This is a genomic window from Streptomyces sp. SID14478, from assembly GCF_010548525.1.
In the GTDB taxonomy this organism is placed as follows: Bacteria; Actinomycetota; Actinomycetes; order Streptomycetales; family Streptomycetaceae; genus Streptomyces.
In genome coordinates this window covers 1-1,528 of sequence record NZ_JAAGMG010001090.1, presented here as the reverse complement: position 1 = coordinate 1,528, position 1,528 = coordinate 1, and the positions used below count along the sequence as shown (strand labels likewise).

General features: G+C 74.2%; 2 protein-coding genes. One reads left to right on the top strand and one right to left on the bottom strand.

Annotated elements, in window-relative coordinates; all coding sequences use genetic code 11:
* On the bottom strand, positions 1-280 hold a 280-nt coding region (locus G3I40_RS35440), incomplete at its 3' end, for a LysR family transcriptional regulator (RefSeq protein ID WP_164558949.1).
* Positions 281-385: 105 nt separating this feature from the next.
* On the opposite strand from G3I40_RS35440, the gene G3I40_RS35435 reads away from it, so the two are divergent.
* Positions 386-1,528 (top strand): MFS transporter (locus G3I40_RS35435; protein ID WP_164558948.1); only part of this gene is annotated, 1,143 nt, incomplete at its 3' end.

Genomic DNA, 1,528 nt, shown 5'->3' with positions numbered 1-1,528 from the left:
GCACGTCGATCCGCAGCGGCCGCTTCCCGGGACGCACGGACGCGGCGGCCCGCTCGGCGGCGCGCAGCACGGACCTGGCGTGCGGCAGGAACGCCTGCCCGTCGAGGGTGAGCCGGGCGCCGCGCGGGACGCGCGTGAAGAGCCGCACGCCCAGCTCGCGCTCCAGCGCGGCGACCCGCTTGGAGACGGCCTGCTGGCTGACGTCCAGCTCGGCCGCGGCCACCTGGAACTGCCCCTCGTCGGCGACGGCGACGAAGGTGCGCAGGGCTTCGATATCCACCTCGCCATACAACCACGGGTTGTACGGAATGCGGCTTCCGGTTGTTTGATCGGGCCCGCCCGCACCGCTTGGATCGCAGGTCATGAGGCGAATGAGGGGTCTTTCATGAAACTCGGGCGGGACTTCGGCTGGCTGTGGGCCGCGTTCGCGGCCAGCACGGCCGGGACGTGGCTGGCCCTCGACGCGTTCCAGCTGATCGCGGTGCTCGTCCTGCACAGCGGGGCCGCGCAGGTGTCGTTCCTGGCGGCGGCCGGGCTCGCGATGGGCGCGCTGGTGGCGGTGCCGCTCGGGCCGTGGGTGGAGTTCCGGCACAAGCGTCCGGTGATGATCGCCACCGACCTCGTCCGCTGCGCGGCGCTGCTCTCGCTGCCCGCCGCGTTCGCCCTCGACGTGCTGTCGTTCGGGCAGCTGGTGGTGGTGTCGGTGCTCGTCGCGGCGTCGGACATCGCGTTCAAGACGGCGAGCGGCGCCCACCTGAAGGACCTGGTCCCCGGCGACCAACTCCTCGTTGCCAACGGCCGGTTCGAGTCGACGCAGTGGACGGCGACCGCCGTGGGACCCCCGCTCGGCGGGGTGCTGATCGGGGCGTTCGGGCCGCTGACCACGGTCGTCCTGGACGCGGTCAGCTACGTCCTGTCCGCGCTCGGCATCCGCGCCATCCGCGCCCCCGAGCGGCCGCCCGTGCGGCCCGCCGGACGCGAAGCGCTCGTCCCCGCCCTCACCCAGGGCTGGCGCCACATCCTCGCCCACCCCACGCTGCGCCTGCTGTTCCTCAACACGGTCCTGGTCAACGCCCTGATCATGGTCGGCTCCCCGCTCGTCGCGGTGCTGATGCTCGGCGACCTCGGCTTCTCGCCCTGGCAGTACGGGCTCGCCTTCGGCGTGCCGTGCCTCGGCGGGCTCCTCGGCTCCCGGCTCGCCCGCCCGCTGTCGGCCCGGTTCGGACAGCGCCGGGTGCTGTGGGCGAGCGGGGTGGCACGGGCACTGTGGCCGGTGGGGCTCGCGTTCATCGGCCCCGGCGCGGCCGGCCTGGCCCTCGTCATGGTCGTCGAGCTGGGCCTGATCACCTGCTGCGGCGTCTTCGGCCCGGTGTACGCCACGTACCGCCTGGAGCAGACGGACCCGGACAAGGTGGCCCGGGTGCTCGGCGCCTGGTCGGTCACGAACGGCGCGGTGACGGCGGCGCTGACCCTGGCGTGGGGCGGGCTCGCGGCGCTCGTCGGCACCCGCCCGGCGCTGGCCGCGGCC